The organism is Nonomuraea sp. NPDC049129 (assembly GCF_040648495.1).
Taxonomy (GTDB): Bacteria; Actinomycetota; Actinomycetes; order Streptosporangiales; family Streptosporangiaceae; genus Nonomuraea.
Window position 1 is genome coordinate 61,733 of record NZ_JBEZDU010000041.1, and the last position, 15,759, is coordinate 77,491.

Consider the following 15,759-nt stretch of genomic DNA (forward strand, 5'->3'; position numbering starts at 1 on the left):
ATGTCCATCCAGACCGGCGACCCGATAGGTGTACAAGGTCGGACAGGTCAGCCAGACAGCTCCCACAACTGGATGATCTTGTCTTCCGCGATGGTGGCGAACAGGTGCCCGTCGGGGCTGAAGGCCGCCGCGGTGGACCACTGGCCGTGCGGGATCCGCAGGATCTCCCATACCTCCCTACCGTCCCCGACGTCCCAGAGCCGGACGTCGGAACCGTAGCCAGCGGCGGCCAGCAGGGTGCCATCAGGGCTGAACGCGACGCGCCGGGCCTGCTCGCGCAGCGTGACGAGGGCCGCGCCGGAGCCGGCGTCCCAGACGCGGGTGGCGTCGGAGCCCGCGGTGGCCAGCAGGGTGCCGTCAGGGCTGAACGCCACGTCACGCGTCCACGAGAACAGTTCGGTATCCGATTCGTGCAGCCGCAGCAGCGCTATGCCGGTCTCCGAGTCCCAGATCTCCGCCTCCCAGGTCCGGTCGCGTCCCCAGGAGCTGGAGGAGGCGGTGGCCAGGCGGGTTCCGTCGGGGCTGAAGGCGAGGCCGGGAGGGCCGCCGAGGTGCGCGATGCGCAGGAGTTCGGTGCCGTCCGTCACGTCCCAGATGCGAGTGGCGGCCTCGGTGTCGCTGACGGCCAGGCGGGCGCTGTCAGGGCTGAAGGCCATCGCCTGTACGCCGCCGTCGTTGTCGAGCTCCACGAGCTCGGCGCCGGTGGCGAGGTCGGCGATCCAGATCTTGCCGGCGGTGGCGTCGAAGTCCCTGAGGCCCAGGCGTTCCCTGGTGAAGGCGATCAGCCGGCCGTCGGGACTGATCGCCGCTATCGGTCCCGTGTCCAGCAGGCGGGCGATCAGGCGGCCGCTGTGACGGAAGACGCGCTCGGGGCTGCCGGTCAGGTCCGCCAGCGTGGTCGTGCCCTCGCCGGTCCAGGTCAGGCGGGTGCCGTCCGGGCTGAACGCGAGGTTGTGGACCTTTCGAGGGGTCTCGATCGTACGCAAGGGCACGGGGGTGACCACCCGACCGGCGCGGTGGGGCACGGGCGGACGGGGAGTGATGGCCTGCCGGGGGGCGGTAACCGGCGTCCCACGCCCGGCGAGATGGTCATGGAACTCGGCGTGCCGGAACTGGTAGAGCGGCCCGACCGCACGCAGCAGCCCGAGGCGGTGCGCGTCGTCCAGGAACGCCATCAACCGCCGCGGCAGCCGCCCCCGCCGGGCCAGGCGGAAGGCGGCCAGCTCGTAGACCGGCCAGGCGTGATGCTGCCCTGACACGAGCCCGGACGTCATGCCGGCCATGGCCGCGACCAGGGTCGCGACCGCCATCTCGCCCGCGGATCCGCCCGTCGCCCAGATCAGGGCCGCGCCGATGACCGCGCCGAGCGTTCCTCCGGCGAGCAGCCGTACGCGGTTGAGCCTGCGGTCCGCGCGCCAGCTCGTGAGCGGCGTGCTGGCCTGCCCGTCCATCACCGGAATCTCGGCCCACTCGGCCACCGCGTCCGTCATGAAGACGAGGAGCATCCCCGGCCCGAACACCACCGCCACGGCGAAGGCCCCCACCAGCCCGTCTGTGACCGCGTCGCCCGCGACGAGATTGACCACCGCCTGCACGACGCCGCCCAGCAGCGCGGACCCGAGCGCTATCCCGCTCGCGATCGAGAAGCCGGACAGCAGCTTGTTGAGCAGTGGGAAGATCCGCCGCCTGATCCGCAGGTCGGCGTAGCCGGGCCGGTCATGCGCCCAAGACGGGTCGCCGGACCTTTCCCGATACATGGTGATGATCCCCAGGCCACCGACGAGGTACCACCAGGTGAAGTCGTCCAACGCCAGGGTGACGAGCACCCCTCCCCATGCCGCGCTCGCCACCAGTACCAAGAGCGTGACCCCTGGCCCCGGGGGCGACCGGCGCATGGTCAAGGCCGCGAGCCGCCACCAGGCGAAGTCCCTGACCCCGATGCTCTTGCCGCCCAGAGGTACGGCCTCGGCCTCGACGGGGGTGCGGTCGAGCAGTGTGGCCAGGTAGCTGAGCCATTGGGTGACCTGTTCGGGCTGGTAGACGCGGCTCGGCCGGAACAGGTCGGCCTCGTCCTTCCGCGCGGGAGGCCGGGCCTCGATGAGCGCCGGGACGAGCCGGTCGAACAGGTGGGCACGCAGCTCGGCCGCGGTGGCGAAGCGGGCGGGGTCGAGCAGCCGGGACGGATCGGCGGCCGGTCCGTAGACGGTGCGCAGCAGCCACAGCCCCAAAGGGCTGGACACGGTCTCGGACAGCGGCGTCGGCCCGTCCTCGAGTAGCCGGTCGAGCAGACGTTCCCAACCGGGATGCGGAGCGGTCCCTGCGAGGATGCCGTCCAGGTAGTCGGCGGCGGCAGCGGCCGACATGGGCTCCGCCTCGACCACGGCGGCCCGGCCCAGCGCCTGCGCCGCGGCGATGTACTCGGCGGTGCGGCTGGTGAGGACGAGCTGGGTCTCCGGGGGGAGCGCCTGGTTGAGCTCGGCCAGCGCCCCGGGTAACGAGGCGGCCGGCATCTCGTCCAGCCCGTCGAGGACCGGCACGATCTTGCCGTCGCGGAAGAGCCGGCGCGCCATGTCCTTGCCGTACGCGGGGAGCGCCTGATAGGTCTGCTCCAGCCGGTCGACCAGCCAATCCTCGAAGTACGGATACTCCTTGACGTCCCAGCCGTTCATCGTCAGCAACACCGGCACCGAGCCGTCCTGGCTCTTCAGCAACTCGCGTACGAGCTGGATCGCCAGCGTCGTCTTGCCGGCGCCGGGGCCGCCCAGCACGACCAGGCGGCGGCCTGACGCGCGGAACCGGTCGGCCAGCTCTTCGATCTGGTCACCCGATCCCGACCAGGTGATCTTCCCTCCGATGCGCGGGCCGTCGATGAAGCGCACCTTGTCGCGCAGGTTCCACCGTACGGGCATCGGGTCCAGCCCCAGCCCCAGCACCCGGGTGGCCTCGTTGCGCCACTGATCGCTCACTATCTTCCTGAGCATGGCGAGCGCGGGCTCCACCGGCGTGACCTCGGCGACCTTCCTCCCGCCAAGTGCGCCCATCACGACGACCAGGCCGAACAGGCCGGTCAGGCCCCAGGTGAACGGCTTCCACCACCACGCGTCCACTTCGACGGTGCCGGTCGCCATGTTGCTCACCAGGCCCAGCGCGACGCCCGCGGCCGCCAGCGTGACCCGCGACACCGCCCCACGACCCTCCATGTACACAAGGATCAGGGCTGAAGCCCGCCTGGATCAACAGAGTCCAGTACTCCTGTGAGGTGCCTGGCCGTCGGCCGACGACACCGTGCCTCGGCCGGCCACCATCGCGACGATCACCTGGCCGGTCGCAGCGCCGCACATCAGAATGATCGGTGCGTGCCACCCGGAACTGACGCTGTGGAGCAGCCCGAAAATCACCGGCCCGGCGGCGGCCAGCAGGTAACCGATCGACTGCGCCATCGCCGACAACGCGCCCGCCATGGTCGCGTCCTTGGCACGCAGGCTGAGGAAGGCCAAGGCGAGCACCAGGCAGGCTCCGCCACCCAGCCCGAGGACGACGCTCCACAGCAACGCCCATCCCGGCGCCACCAAAAGTCCCAGGTAACCGGCAAGCACAACCGCTGAGCTCACCATCGCCACCGCACGCTGGTCACGTGCCCATCGCAGCGCGGCGGGCACCGCCAGGCTGGTCAGCACCGCGACCGCCTGGAACACGAACAGCAGCCATCCCGCCGCGGCCGCACTTACTCCGCTGTCCTGGAACACCTGCGGCAACCACGTCACGACGACATAGAAGCCCAGCGACTGCAATCCCATGAACGCCGTGACCGCCCACGCCAGCGCCGATCCCCATGGCAACCGGTGCCTGCGAATCGCCTCCGAGGCAGGCCGCCGCGAAGTCCGCACCTGTGGGAACCACAGCACGACGGCCACCAGCGCGAGCACGATCCAGCAACCCAACGCGGTGTACCAACCGCCAGGGGCGACCTGGCTGATCGGCACCGCCACCCCGGAGGCCACCGCGGCGACAACCCCCATCACAGTGGCGTACGCGCTGGTCATCAGTCCCACCTTGGTCGGGAAATCGCGCTTGATCAGGCTCGGCAGCAGCACGTTGCCCACGGCGATGCCCGCCCCGATCAGCACGGTTCCCGCGAACAGCCCGATTGCCGTCGGTACCCACCGGACCGCGATCCCGAGCGTCAGCACCACGAGTGCGCCCCAGAGAAGCCGCTCGGGTCCCCACCGCGCCGCCAGTCGCGGAACCATCGGCGACATCGCGGCGAACGCCAGCAATGGCAGCGTGCTCAGCAGACCCGCCACGGCCGGAGCCAACTCCAGATCGGCCTGCACGTGATCCAGCAACGGCCCGACACCGGTCAAGCTCGGCCGAAGGTTCGCCGCCACCACCAGCAACCCCCACACCAGTAGGGCCTGCCCGGTCGACCGCCTTGAACCTGATGAGAACGCCGCCATGGTGTTGACCTCTCATGCATAATACGGAATGAGGAATCCGGATTCCGCATGAAGTCTAGGCAGAGGATCGTTTGGGATGTCAACTCCGCAGACCCGCCGCAAGACGCGTACCGACGCCGAGCGCAATCGAGACCTCGTCCTGGAGGCGGCTCGCGCGTTGTTCGCCGAGTCCGGCTACGACGTGCAGATGTCGGAGATCGCACGGGCGGCGGGCGTCGGCATCGGGACCCTCTACCGCAAGTTCCCCACCCGGGAGGCCCTGATCGAGGCCATCGCCGAGCACCGGGCCGCCGACCTCATCGCCGCCGCACGCCGGCTCGCCGACACGGACGATCCGGCTCACGGCTTGGCCGAGTTCCTGCGCCATGTGGGCGAGGTGCTGGCCGACGATCGCGGCATGTCCGAGGTCATCGAGAAGGCCATGGGCACGGCCGAGCCGCGTGACGAGACCCGCGAGGCGCTGCTCGCCATCGTCGCGGAGCTGATCGACCGGGCGCGGACGCGCGGCACGGTCGGCCAGGACGTGACGACCGGGGACGTCAACATGGTCATCTGCGGTTTGGCGGCAGTCATCCGCAACGCCGCGGGCGATTGGCGGCGGTACATCGAGGTCGCACTCGACGGCCTCCGTCCCCGCTGAAACGACGGTGGTACGGGGTCCGCGCGTCCATGCCCTTTAGCTGCCATGATCCATCACGTCACACCGGTGATGGCCCGTCTTTCCAGGTCGATGATCGCGGCGAAGTCGGCGGGGTCGAGGTCGTAATTGCAGAGAATGGCCGAGGTCCAGTTCATGTCGAGGTAGACCGACCAGTTGGTGTTGCCACCCGCTATTCCGCCGCCGTGACTTATCACCCGCTGGTCGTGGAAAATGCCGGAGATGGGGCCGTACGCCATGAGGGACTCGTATCCCCCGGGGCGGGGCGGGCTGCCTGCGAGAGGAGCTGGTGGGAATTTCCCGCTCACGTAGAGGGCGGTGTAGGCCGGGTTGAGCAGCTTGTGGCTCAGCAGGGCATGCGCGAAACGGACCAGGTCAGGTGCCGTGGAGAAGCCATTCCCGCCTCCTGTGCCGATGTAGCTGCGCGCTGAATTGGTTCCCGCGACGCCTCGCGAGCCGCCCTTGTCGAGGTTGCGGAGGCCGTCGATGCGGGAGCCGTCGCTCTGGTACATGTACGGGTGCGCGAAACGCTCGCTGGCCAGCCATTGGGGGCGGACGTAGTAAAGGGAGTCGGTCATGCCGGCCGGGCGGAAGATGTGGTCGCGGACATAGTCCCAGAAGGTCTGCCCCGACACCCGGGCGACGATCTCGCCGAGGACCTCGTAACCGGCGGAGCTGTACTGGTGTTTGACGCCGGGAGGGAAGGCGGGTTTCTGTGACTGGAGGCGCTTTCTCATGGCGGCGAGTTGCTCGGCGATGCTGTAGTGAACCGTCGTGGAAATGTCGTCGTCGCGGGTGGGATCGCCCAGGCCGCAGGTGTGGGTGAGCAGGTTGTGGACGGTGACGGTGTCCGCCGTCTCGGCCGGGTAGCCATCGAGATAGGCGCCCAGCTTCTCGTGGAACTTCAGCTTGCCCTGTTGCGCGAGCTGCACGATGGCCAGGCCGGTGAACGGCTTGGACGCCGAGGCCAGCGGATAGATGGTGTCCACCCGGTTGGGGATGGATTTTTCCTTGTCGGCCATGCCGTAGGCACGCGACAGTACGGGCTTGCCTCGATAGCTGATCAGCACGGTTCCGGAGAACTTGTCGTCGGCGGCGAGCTGGGCGATGTGCTTGTCGAAGGATCCTCCGGGCCGGACGGCGTCGGGGATGCGGAGCGCTTGCGCACGAGCGGCTCCCGTGGCGAGGGGCGCCGCCCCCAGCAGGCCGATCGCGGTACGTCGTGACGGTTGGTTCGCGGTCATGAAGGTGATCGAACTCGGCGGCCTGTTTCCCGGCCGTTTCCACGCCCTGTGACACCGGCGAAAGCCGAGCGCGGGCCTCATCCCACTTGCCCGCCTCACGCAGCCCTACGCCCGCGCCGGCTCGTCGCCCCGCTCGCCCGGCTCGCTCAATCCCGCGACCTGCGCCAATTCATCGTCATGCACGCACTCAGTGTGGCAAGATGAGCGCGACCAGAAATGGTAACGGTTTTCATAACCAACAGGAGGGCGCTTATGAAAGTGGCGTTCGTCGGCAAGGGCGGCAGCGGCAAGACGACGATGTCGGCGCTGTTCGCGAGATACCTGGCGAGCCAGGGCGGCCCGGTGGTCATCGTGGACGCCGACATCAACCAGCACCTGGCGCTGGTGCTCGGCGTCGAGGACCCGCCGGAGGCGCTGGGCTCCCGGCTCACCGAGATCAAGGAGCTGCTGCGCGGTGACAACCCGCGCATCCCCTCGGCCCAGGCCATGGTCAAGACGACCCCGCCGGGGCGCGGCTCCCGGTTGCTGAGCTTCAAGGACCTGGCGACCAGCGAGTTCGCGGTCACCACGCCCGAGGGCATGCGGCTGATGGCCACCGGCCCCTTCAGCGAGGACGACCTCGGCGTGGCCTGCTACCACTCCAAGATCGGGGCCGTCGAGCTGCTGCTCAACCACCTGGTGGACGGCGCGGGCGAATACGTGGTGGTCGACATGACCGCGGGGTCCGACTCCTTCGCCTCCGGCCTGTTCACCCGCTTCGACCTGACGTTCCTCGTCGCGGAGCCGACCAGGCAGGGCGTCAGCGTCTACCGGCAATACCGCGACTACGCGGCCGACTACGACGTGCCGCTGGCCGTGATCGGCAACAAGGTGCACAACCCGTCCGACGTCGACTTCCTGCACAGCCAGGTGGGCGACGACCTGCTCACCTGGATGGAGCACTCCTCCGCCATACGCGCGATGGAGCAGGGCCACCGCTTCTCCCTCGACGACCTCGAGCCCGCCAACGCCGACGCGCTGGCCATCCTGCGCAAGCACCTCGACGCGCAGGACAAGGACTGGGCCCGCTTCGGCCGCCAGACCGAGGAGTTCCACCTGCGCAACGCCCGCTCCTGGGCCAACGCCAAGACCGGCCTCGACCTGGCCGACCAGATCGACCCGGAGTTCGTCTACGGCGGCCGAGCGACCACATGACTATCCCCTCCGGTCATCTGGAAGCTCTTGCCGAGCCCGCCTAGCGTTCGCATCAATCCCCGTTGAGAGGAGACAGCATGTCGCTGACCGTTCCGAATGATCTACTCGATCAGGCCAGAGCCGGCGAGGTCGACGACGCGGCGTTCATCGCCTGCGTCCGCGACTCCCTGCCGTACGCCTGGTCGGTGATCAGCGAGCTGGTCCAGGACCGCGACAGGACCGGCGCCGACTTCGCCGACAACCAGGTGCCGCCGCCGTCCGAGGAGGCCCGCGGCCAACTCCTGCGCTGCCTGGCCAGTGACGCGATGCGGGGGGCGCTGGAGCGCCACTTCGGCGTCCGCCTGGCCTTCCAGAACTGCCACCGGGTGGCGGTGTTCGTTCCGTCGGCCGCGGACGCATGGCGAGAGTTCGTCACGCCGCGCGCGCAGATCCTCAACCAGAAACCCGAACTGGTGGACTGCTGATTCCCCCTGTGGCGGGCCGGTTCTCCCGGCCCGCCACTTTCCATTTGCGCCCGGCTGGTGACCTCTTGCGCCTGGCTGATGACCTCCTACCGAGCCAAGGCCGATACGAGCCGCCAGCCTGATCCGCCGGGAAGGACGAGGACACGCGCACCGGCCCGGTGGCCGGCAGGCGCAATGGTCAACGGTACGGAACCGGAGCGGAAGAGGAACGGAAGAGCGGCCCCATAACCTCCTTCCCTCATCGGCCGTGGCCAAATAGGAGAAGCGATGCCCGAGTGTGTGAGTGTCGTGACGACGCCAGTGGTCATGAGGCGGCGCGACGCCCAACTCAGCGAAATTGCGGCCCGTGTGATCGGCTGACCAGACCAGTATTTCGGGTAAATATTGCCCTCGAATTCGTCGCAGCAGGCGACGCATGCTCGTGGTCGGAACACCGCTGCCGAACGACCATCAAACGCTGAGCTTGCCATCCGCCGCGCCCGCATCGCCCGTCATAGAATCGGAGCTCACGTGAATCAGATCGTCCCCGCAGCACCTTTCGGCTCGCCGGCGAAGAGAAAAACCGCCGCGAACACACGGGAACAGGCAGTTCGTACGGCGAAGCGCGGTACACGGAAGAGGATGCCATGGATCGGCGCTGCGGCGCTGCTATCTGGCATGGTGTTAGTCTCACCGGCCGTAGCGAGGGCCGACACCGATCCAGCCGCAGGCTATGCCGGCGTGGTCGGGACCACGCTGAATATCGATGGAAGTTACGGAGCCAACCGCATCACCATCACCCCGGCCGCCTACGGCCGGGTGCGTGTCGCCGATGAGAACTACCCCATAATGCCGCTCGGCGACTGCATCGCCGTCACCGCCAACGAAGTTGAATGCGGGCGAAGCGGCACTCCCACGGGATTGGACGTCGACGGCCACGAAGGCGCCGATACCATCATCAACCTGCTACCCACGAGCAGTAGGACGCACGCCCGCCTTTACGGCGGCTCCGGGAACGACGTCATTTACGGCGGCCCCGGAGTGCAGTGGATCAATGGTGGTCTCAGCCCGGACGACCTGGCCACGAACCGCGGAAAGCCGGACACCGGCAACGACCAGCTCTTCGGCGGCTGCGCACAGGAATGCGCGGACGGTGGCGACCTGCTGGAGGGCTCGGACGGCAACGACAGCCTGACCGGAGGCCCGGGCAACGACGATCTGCGAGGCGGGGTCGGCGTCGACACATACGCCGGCGGCAGCGGTCAGGACGTGGTGAGCTACGCGGAAAAGGGGGAGCCGGTGAAGGCATCCCTGAATGGCGTCGCCGACGACGGCATCGCCGGCGAACAGGAAAACATCCCGAACGATGTGGAAGATATTTTCGGCGGATACAAGGCCGACGTCCTCGTCGGCAACGACGGGGACAATACGCTGAACGGCGGCCCCGGCGGGGGCGACGTGATATACGGCCACGGCGGCCAGGACTATTTGTACGGCGGGTCCGGCGTGGACAAGCTCTACGGCGACTACAACGACACCGGCATGACATATGGCAATGACCATTTGTACGGCGGCGCGGACGGCGATCTGCTCGTCGGTGACAGAGGCATCGACCACGCCCACGAATACACCTACGACACGGGGGCCGATAGCTGCCGGTCGGTGGAGTACGAAGATCAGGACAAATGCGAGGCCAAGCTTCCCTAGCCAGGATCTCGGACCGAGGTCACCGATACTCGCTCAGTGATCGGGAAGCCGATTCATAACTATCAGAAGGGCCTTGAATGAAAAAGCCAGGAAAGCTGCTGCTGCTGCGGCGTGCGGCGATCGGCGCGGCGATGACCATGGCAGCGCTCGCGGGTGGCCTGTCGGCTCCGGGAGCGGCAATGGCCGACATCCCGACCGAGTACGTGAATTATCTTCGAGTTCACGGCACCAACAATTGCCTCGCCTACGACGCCACCAAGGCCTTGGTGGCGAAATGCGGCTCCAAGAATACCAAGTGGAAGTTCGATAAAGTGACGAACGGGAGCTTCCGCCTGCAGACGTACGACGGCTTCAAATGTCTGAATGCCTCCTACAGTTCAATAAATTTACGTGACTGCAGCGACTCACCGAATCAGCCCGGTATGAGATGGTCCATCATCGGTCATGGGAGCCGGACGTGGGCCGAAATATCAAATTACGCAACCAGCGACTACATCAATGCCGGCCAGGCCGGCGGCGTCCACATGACCAGCGGCCGAAACGGCGAGGTGACCCAATGGGAGTGGGTGCCGGCCGACGGCCTTGAGGTGCGTAACTCGGGCCCCCAGGCCAGTGTGGTGGGTACCGCGATCCCGCCGGTGAACCACCCGACTTTGGACGGGAAGGCGCCATACACCTGGTCGGCGACGGGCCTGCCCCCTGGCCTGTCGATCAATGCCAAGACGGGTGCGATCTCCGGGACTCCGACCACGGCGGGGTCGTTCACTGTGAAAGTAGTGGCGACCGACTCGACCAGCCTGCCCCGTTCAGGTAGCACGTCGTACAGCTGGATGGTCAGCCCGGTGCCCACAGCGGGCTGCTCAGGCACGAACGACACCGATGTGGCGATCCCCGAATTCCAGATCCCTCCTGTGGAGTCATACATCGCCATCCAGGGCTGCCCGGGCAAAGCCTCGGCGACGGCGACGGTAGAGGTGCACATCATCCACCCCAGGATCTCGGATCTGGAGGTGATGCTGGTGTCGGCGGACGGCAGTCGCACCATCGTGCTGCACAACCAGACCGGCGGCTATACGGAAGACCTTCACAAGAGCTTCACGGAGAACCTGTCCTTCTCGGTCGCCGACGGGACGTGGAGACTGCGGGTGCGGGACCGTGCCAGCGGCAACGTGGGCCGAATCGACCGCTGGTCAATACGTCTCTAGGTGGCTCCGGGCTTTCGCGGCGAATTACGCGCAGCTCGGCTACCTGAGAAACCGTTTCTGATCTAAGGGGATGGGGCTCGCCTAGAGCCCTGTCCCTGCCAGATCCAGCAGCACATGAACGCCGGACCACCGGCCGTCATCCCGGTAGCAGGCTGCGCCGGGCCAGGACGGTGGCGATTTTCGCCGTATAGACCGGACCGGCGCCCTTCTTCGGGTGCGCGCCGGTCAGCTGGTCGAGCACGAAAGACACATCCGCGACCCAGCAGCAGATCTGCCTGGAGCGTCCGCGACCCCGTGCGGGGCCAAGGTCAGTACGGGGTCGCCAGCCCGAGACGAGGACACGGGACACCGGGCGGCTTTGGGTGCGTCAGTTGTCACCGGGGCTGAGGTTGATTTCGCCCGTCGCCTTGTCTCGGCGGATGCGCAGGACTACGGGCCCGTAGATGTAGGACGGTTGACGCGCGTAGCGGTCGAGATGGACCACGTTCATGGAACCGACCGCGTCGCCCTCCAGAGCGCTGATCGCGTCGTACAACTGTGAGGCGGCTTTCAGACCAGTCCCGGCGACTCCACCTGAGCCACGCCCGTGGCTGTCTGTGGCACCCCACACGAAGAAGCCGTCCTGATCCGCGCCCCAGATATTCACCGGGCCACCAGCTTGAGCAGCCGTTCCGCCGACACCGCCGCGTCTTCCAGCACCGGCATTCGACACCAAGGCATCCAGCCCCACGCGAAGACCGGCTCGCCTTTGTATAGCTTCGCTCGTACCCGTAGCGGAAAAGGCCGATAAATCACCAGCAGCACCGGACACTTCCCGCGCCGAAGATCGACGGCGACGTTCTCGCCGAGATCCGTCAGCCCCAACCCGAGCTGCCATAGCCAAACGAACTGCTCTTGCGTATCGAACGAGAAACCGTCCACGCGATCACCGCCGTCACTTCGAGGCCGCAGACTCCTCAAGATCTCTTTTGTCATTTTGACTCCATTGCGATGGGCAAAATGTCGGATTCTTGTCACGATCCCACTTACAGAAATAGCTTGTTAAGCTCAGAGTGCCGGTAGAAGTGGGTGGGCTGCACGCGAGATGGATGGACAGTCTGCCGACAGAAAGATGCATAGGACGTAGCTGAATGTGGATAGCGTGCTCAGATATCTAGCCACCGCTGCTGACCGCCACAACGTGACAGTGCAGATCGTCCCCGCCGACAACCCTTGCACGGATGGGCTGATGTCCAGCTTTGTCATCGGAGAGCTTCTCGATGCGCCAACCACGGTGTCCGTGGAGTCCGCAGGCAAAGGCGAAGTATCGGCCGAGCATGAACTCGTTTCACTGATCTGGGGCCGTTATGACAGACTCAGGGCAGAGGCCTACCGGCCAGGCGAATCGCTCGACATGATCAAGGAAGCGGCTGAGCAATGGACCGCAAAAACCTGACCACTACAGAGCTCACCGGGGCTGTGTGGAGGAAGAGTTCCCGCAGTGGCAACGGGGGCGGGAACTGCGTTGAGGTTGCTACTAATCTCCCCGGAATCGTCGCCGTCCGCGACAGTAAGAACCGGGGCGGCCCCGCACTTATCTTCACGCCCAGCGAGTGGAGAGCCTTCCTAGGCGGCGTCAAGGACGGCGAGTTCGACCAGTTAGGCTGACCGTCCGTCCCCGGCAAATCGGTTTCATTCTGGCAACCAGTCCAGGAACTGCCCGTGCGGTCCGGTGAAAGCGACCGGCTCTTCGTCCAGGGCCAGGACGAAGGCGCTACGGTCGGTCGACGGGCTACGGGTCAGCCGAGCGGCCACGCCCGGCAATACGGTCGGCGCCTCGTTGGAGATCCACCGGGCGGGCAAGCCACGCATCGTCTCGACGAACCGATCGCGTTCGTCCTGCGGCAAGTAGGCCAGAACCGCGCTGTGGAACACGACCAGCGTGGCGTCCGGCGGGGCCTGTCCAACCAGGCCGGCGATGGTGACATTCAGATCACCCTGAACGAGGTGGGGCGGTTCGGCACGCGCGATCTGAGTCGCGGCGCGTAGCCGTACCAGCCGATCTTGCTGCTCAGGCCAGACCAGCGCCTCCAGCCAGCGCAGATGATCGGCATCAGCGACGTCGAGGGGGTTCAGGTCGATCCCGGCCCGCCACACCACCGACGGCACTTGCTGCGGGATCGGTACCACTCCGCTGGTCCGGCAGGTCAGCATGACTGGGCCGACTGGACCCAGGGCGGGTCGGTCATCGAAGCGGTAGGTGTAACGGTCCGGGAAAAGGCACAGTCCGGCCGAGGCGCCGACCTCGATCAACGCCAGTGGCTGCGGCAGGCGCGCCAGAAGCGGCAGCAGCGTCGCACACCGGCCCGGCTCATTGGTTTGGGTACTGCGGGCCAGCATCTCGGAGCTGACCTCTGCCCAATGCTCGAGCACCCAGATGCGAAACGCCTCATAGTCATGCACTGGACCGCCGAGGAACCGGACCGCGCCGAACAGGAGGTTGGGTTGTCGTTTGGCCGCGGGCAGCGTATCGACCAGGGCCAGAAGTTTGTCGTCGGCGCCGACGCCCATGCATAGCTGCTCGTAACTGGGCGAGTGACCCCGGGCCTCCATCTCCCCGAACTTTCGGTACCTCTCCGCCGTACTCGTTTCGCCCATCCCGTGCACGAAGATCCGCCCTCCCCTTGGGACGAACAGCATTCCACACGACTAATTGAAACCGGCGATCAAGGGGCGGATCGAGCCGCCGTCAGCGCCACGGCTCTTCAGGGGTGCCGGTTCGCCGGCTGTGGTGATCCACCAGCCTGGACAGCAGCTCGGTCAACCGCCCCCGCTCCTCGGGTGACAGCGGAGCCAGTAGCTCTTCCTGGGTTTCGGCCAACCGCTTCTCCAGCCGCCGCAGCTGCCGCTTGCCCGCCGCGGTCAGCGAGATGATGTTGCGTCGCCGGTCGGAGGGGTCCGGGGCGCGCTCGACCAGTCCGCTGTCGGCGAGTTCGTTGATGGTCGCGACCATGTCGCTGAGGTGGATGCCGCTACGGCGGCCCAGCGCGGCCTGGCTGGCCGGGCCGGACTGCTCCAGCGTCGCCAGCAGGCGGTAGTGGTATCCGCGGGCGCCGACGGCCGAGAACCCGTCGCCCACCAGGCGGTGCGCGTGGTTGGCGGTCTGGCTGAGCAGCCAGCTGGGCAGGCCCTCCCATCGGGTGGGCGTGTCGTCGGTTGGGTTCTCCATGTGACAAGTCTAACGAATCGTTCGGGGCACTAATGATTGTGCTATCGTTCGGGACATAAACGTTAGCCGTCCGAACGTTCGGCGGCTGAATGAATTCCTCTGGAGCAGAGAACATGATCAAGCCGTTCCGCATCGACATCCCCCAGGCCGACCTTGACGACCTGACCGACCGGCTCGCCCATACCCGCTGGCCCAACGAGGTCGCCGACGCCGGGTGGGACTACGGCTTCCCGCTGGCGCGGCTCAAGGAGCTCGCCGAACACTGGCGGACCAAGTACGACTGGCGCGAGCACGAAGCCGAGCTCAACAAGCTCCCGCACTTCACCACCGAGATCGAGGGCCAGAACATCCACTTCGTCCACGTCCGGTCCGCGAAGCCGGACGCGCTCGCGCTGATCCTCACCCACGGCTGGCCGGGCTCGTTCCTGGAGTTCCTCGACGTGATCGAGCCGCTGTCGCGCGACTTCCACCTGGTGATTCCGTCCATCCCGGGTTACGGCTTCTCCGGGCCGACACACGAGGGCGGCTGGGATGCCTTCCGGATCGCGCGGGCTTGGGCCGAGCTGATGCGCCGTCTTGGGTACGAGCGTTACGGCGCGCAGGGCGGCGACTTCGGCGCGGGCATCTCCCTGGCGCTCGGCGCGGTGGCGCCCGAGCAAGTCGTCGGCGCGCACGTCAACTACCTGCCGACCCGGCCGGACCCGGATGCCGATGTCGAACTGTCCGCAACGGACGAAGCTCGGCTGGACAAGGTCAGGCAGCTGATCGCGAACCGGCCGCCGTACCAGGCTCTGCAGGCTCTCACCCCCCAGACCATCGGCTACGCGCTGACCGACTCACCGGTCGGCCAGCTGGTCTGGATCGCCGAGCGCTTCGCGCAGTGGACGGACCCCCGCTCGCAGATCAGCGACGATCGGATGCTCACCGACATCTCGCTGTACTGGCTGACCGCCACCGCGGCCTCCTCGGCGCGACTGCACCACGATGCCCCGCGGGGGCGGACCGTGCAGTGCCAGGTGCCGGTCGGCGTGGCGGTTTTCGCACACGACATCACGCAGTCGGTGCGACCGTTGGCCGAGCGACTGTACGACATCAGGCACTGGTCGGAGTTCGAGCGTGGCGGCCACTTCGCCGCGATGGAGGTGCCGGAACTACTCGCCGAGGACGTCCGGGACTTCTTCCTGACCCGCATTGAGTAGGGCTACCGACTCGCCACCCGCTAGTACTCCGGCCCAGAGCCCGGGATCCGATCAAGGTCATGGCAGGGAGCGGGTAGTCGAGCCGGCGCCGACCAGGCGGCCCGGCACTCAGCCCACTTCGTTGAACAGATCTTCGAGGGCCTGGGCGGTGACCGCGCGGGTGAGCCAGGTTTCGAGTTGGGCGAGGTCTGTGCAGGTGGTGATCTGGGTGCGAATGTCGTCGGGGACATTGAAGTCGCGGGTGGCGAGCACGAGCAGCACCGATCTGGCGGCCTCTTCCGCTTTACCTTCTGTTCGGCCCTCTGCTTTGCCTTCGACCTTGCCTTCGACCTTGCCTTCGGCAATGCCGTCTGCTTTGCCGCGGCCGTAGTGTTCGCGGGCGAAGGGGCTGTAGACCGGCCATTTGGTGGACGCGGACTTCATGATCTCCTCCATGAGGTGGCG

At 66.9% G+C, this 15,759-nt stretch carries 15 protein-coding genes and 1 pseudogene; 8 read left to right on the forward strand and 8 right to left on the reverse strand.

What is annotated here, in order from left to right:
* Positions 1-47: 47 nt before the first annotated feature.
* Positions 48-3,200 (reverse strand): NACHT domain-containing protein, encoded by a 3,153-nt coding sequence (locus tag AB0B64_RS56920; protein ID WP_358204092.1) that lies wholly within the window; start codon positions 3,198-3,200, stop codon positions 48-50.
* A 33-nt stretch (positions 3,201-3,233) separates the two neighbouring features.
* Positions 3,234-4,391, reverse strand: coding sequence for an MFS transporter (locus tag AB0B64_RS56925; protein WP_357961044.1), 1,158 nt, complete (start codon positions 4,389-4,391; stop codon positions 3,234-3,236).
* A gap of 142 nt (positions 4,392-4,533) precedes the next feature.
* Here AB0B64_RS56925 and AB0B64_RS56930 point away from each other — a divergent pair, with 142 nt between their 5' ends.
* The gene (locus tag AB0B64_RS56930; protein ID WP_357960879.1) at positions 4,534-5,097 is read left to right on the forward strand and encodes a helix-turn-helix domain-containing protein; all 564 of its coding nucleotides are present in this window, start codon (positions 4,534-4,536) and stop codon (positions 5,095-5,097) included.
* 53 nt (positions 5,098-5,150) lie between these two features.
* Here the strand turns inward: AB0B64_RS56930 and AB0B64_RS56935 are convergent, their stop codons facing one another.
* Positions 5,151-6,359, reverse strand: a complete 1,209-nt coding sequence (locus AB0B64_RS56935) for a serine hydrolase domain-containing protein (RefSeq protein ID WP_358204101.1) — start codon at positions 6,357-6,359, stop codon at positions 5,151-5,153.
* Positions 6,360-6,611: 252 nt separating this feature from the next.
* Here AB0B64_RS56935 and AB0B64_RS56940 point away from each other — a divergent pair, with 252 nt between their 5' ends.
* From AB0B64_RS56940 to AB0B64_RS56955, 4 genes are all read left to right on the forward strand, one after another.
* On the forward strand, positions 6,612-7,553 hold the full coding sequence (locus AB0B64_RS56940; RefSeq protein ID WP_358204106.1) for an ArsA-related P-loop ATPase: 942 nt from the start codon (positions 6,612-6,614) through the stop codon (positions 7,551-7,553).
* A gap of 77 nt (positions 7,554-7,630) precedes the next feature.
* Positions 7,631-8,017, forward strand: a complete 387-nt coding sequence (locus AB0B64_RS56945; RefSeq protein ID WP_358204113.1) for an SCO5389 family protein — start codon at positions 7,631-7,633, stop codon at positions 8,015-8,017.
* Positions 8,018-8,527: 510 nt separating this feature from the next.
* Positions 8,528-9,703 (forward strand): calcium-binding protein, encoded by a 1,176-nt coding sequence (locus AB0B64_RS56950; protein WP_357960868.1) that lies wholly within the window; start codon positions 8,528-8,530, stop codon positions 9,701-9,703.
* A gap of 77 nt (positions 9,704-9,780) precedes the next feature.
* Positions 9,781-10,908 carry a putative Ig domain-containing protein gene (locus AB0B64_RS56955; protein WP_358204120.1) on the forward strand — a complete coding sequence of 376 codons (1,128 nt, stop codon included), beginning with the start codon at positions 9,781-9,783 and terminating at the stop codon, positions 10,906-10,908.
* 367 nt (positions 10,909-11,275) lie between these two features.
* Here the strand turns inward: AB0B64_RS56955 and AB0B64_RS56960 are convergent, their stop codons facing one another.
* Positions 11,276-11,554, reverse strand: coding sequence for a hypothetical protein (locus tag AB0B64_RS56960; RefSeq protein WP_358204124.1), 279 nt, complete (start codon positions 11,552-11,554; stop codon positions 11,276-11,278).
* On the reverse strand, positions 11,551-11,883 hold the full coding sequence (locus AB0B64_RS56965) for a hypothetical protein (RefSeq protein ID WP_357960859.1): 333 nt from the start codon (positions 11,881-11,883) through the stop codon (positions 11,551-11,553). Before AB0B64_RS56965 ends, AB0B64_RS56960 begins: the two co-directional genes overlap by 4 nt.
* A 166-nt stretch (positions 11,884-12,049) precedes the next feature.
* Between AB0B64_RS56965 and AB0B64_RS56970 the strand changes: the two genes are divergently transcribed.
* Positions 12,050-12,343, forward strand: coding sequence for a Scr1 family TA system antitoxin-like transcriptional regulator (locus AB0B64_RS56970; RefSeq protein ID WP_358204131.1), 294 nt, complete (start codon positions 12,050-12,052; stop codon positions 12,341-12,343).
* The gene (locus AB0B64_RS56975; RefSeq protein ID WP_357960853.1) at positions 12,325-12,555 is read left to right on the forward strand and encodes a DUF397 domain-containing protein; all 231 of its coding nucleotides are present in this window, start codon (positions 12,325-12,327) and stop codon (positions 12,553-12,555) included. Before AB0B64_RS56970 ends, AB0B64_RS56975 begins: the two co-directional genes overlap by 19 nt.
* Positions 12,556-12,579: 24 nt before the next feature.
* Here AB0B64_RS56975 and AB0B64_RS56980 read toward each other — a convergent pair whose 3' ends face one another.
* Together AB0B64_RS56980 and AB0B64_RS56985 are read right to left on the reverse strand one after the other, a co-directional pair.
* Positions 12,580-13,587, reverse strand: a complete 1,008-nt coding sequence (locus tag AB0B64_RS56980; RefSeq protein ID WP_358204138.1) for a DUF2332 domain-containing protein — start codon at positions 13,585-13,587, stop codon at positions 12,580-12,582.
* A gap of 49 nt (positions 13,588-13,636) precedes the next feature.
* A complete protein-coding gene (locus AB0B64_RS56985; RefSeq protein WP_357960850.1) occupies positions 13,637-14,116 on the reverse strand; it encodes a MarR family transcriptional regulator in 480 nt (159 codons plus the stop codon).
* Between the two features lie 113 nt (positions 14,117-14,229).
* Between AB0B64_RS56985 and AB0B64_RS56990 the strand changes: the two genes are divergently transcribed.
* Complete coding sequence (locus AB0B64_RS56990) at positions 14,230-15,315, forward strand: epoxide hydrolase family protein (protein WP_357960847.1); 1,086 nt, start codon at positions 14,230-14,232, stop codon at positions 15,313-15,315.
* A 108-nt stretch (positions 15,316-15,423) separates the two neighbouring features.
* Here AB0B64_RS56990 and AB0B64_RS56995 read toward each other — a convergent pair.
* Positions 15,424-15,759, reverse strand: a pseudogene (locus tag AB0B64_RS56995) (hypothetical protein); the annotation flags it as partial.

Coding starts and splice junctions, on each gene's coding strand:
- AB0B64_RS56920 (WP_358204092.1), bottom strand. CDS start 3,200: ATGGAGGGTCGTGGGGCGGTGTCGCGGGTCACGCTGGCGGCCGCGGGC.
- AB0B64_RS56930 (WP_357960879.1), top strand. CDS start 4,534: ATGTCAACTCCGCAGACCCGCCGCAAGACGCGTACCGACGCCGAGCGC.
- AB0B64_RS56935 (WP_358204101.1), bottom strand. CDS start 6,359: ATGACCGCGAACCAACCGTCACGACGTACCGCGATCGGCCTGCTGGGG.
- AB0B64_RS56940 (WP_358204106.1), top strand. CDS start 6,612: ATGAAAGTGGCGTTCGTCGGCAAGGGCGGCAGCGGCAAGACGACGATG.
- AB0B64_RS56945 (WP_358204113.1), top strand. CDS start 7,631: ATGTCGCTGACCGTTCCGAATGATCTACTCGATCAGGCCAGAGCCGGC.
- AB0B64_RS56955 (WP_358204120.1), top strand. CDS start 9,781: ATGAAAAAGCCAGGAAAGCTGCTGCTGCTGCGGCGTGCGGCGATCGGC.
- AB0B64_RS56965 (WP_357960859.1), bottom strand. CDS start 11,883: ATGACAAAAGAGATCTTGAGGAGTCTGCGGCCTCGAAGTGACGGCGGT.
- AB0B64_RS56975 (WP_357960853.1), top strand. CDS start 12,325: ATGGACCGCAAAAACCTGACCACTACAGAGCTCACCGGGGCTGTGTGG.
- AB0B64_RS56980 (WP_358204138.1), bottom strand. CDS start 13,587: ATGCTGTTCGTCCCAAGGGGAGGGCGGATCTTCGTGCACGGGATGGGC.
- AB0B64_RS56985 (WP_357960850.1), bottom strand. CDS start 14,116: ATGGAGAACCCAACCGACGACACGCCCACCCGATGGGAGGGCCTGCCC.
- AB0B64_RS56990 (WP_357960847.1), top strand. CDS start 14,230: ATGATCAAGCCGTTCCGCATCGACATCCCCCAGGCCGACCTTGACGAC.